The following is a 331-nucleotide window of genomic DNA, read 5'->3' on the forward strand; positions in this document are numbered from 1 at the left end:
GTCGGATTCCAGCAAGGCGTACGCTCCAAATTACACAAATAACCCGCAGAAGCTTGCGAATCTGGTGTACGCATCGCGCATGGGTAATGGAGATGTCGCATCTGGTGATGGTTGGACGTTCCGAGGGCGCGGTGCCTTTCATCTGACAGGCCGCGCAAATTACAGTGCGTACAGTGCAGCTGTTTATGGCGATCAGCGAATAGTAAGTAATCCTGAATTGGTAACGCAACCAGCCGATTTCTTTATGAGCGCTGCATGGTTCTGGAGCGCCAACGGCTTGAGCGCGCTTGCGGATCAGGACGCGTATACCGCAGTTACGCAAAAAATCAAT

The 331-nt window shown here is 52.3% G+C and carries 1 protein-coding gene; it reads left to right on the forward strand.

Annotated features, from left to right (window positions below; all coding sequences use genetic code 11):
* On the forward strand, positions 1-331 hold a 331-nt coding region (locus AC1RPX_RS07845; protein ID WP_481763337.1), incomplete at both ends, for a glycoside hydrolase family 19 protein.

The organism is Dellaglioa sp. CoH-56-MRSF-14, assembly GCF_056782115.1.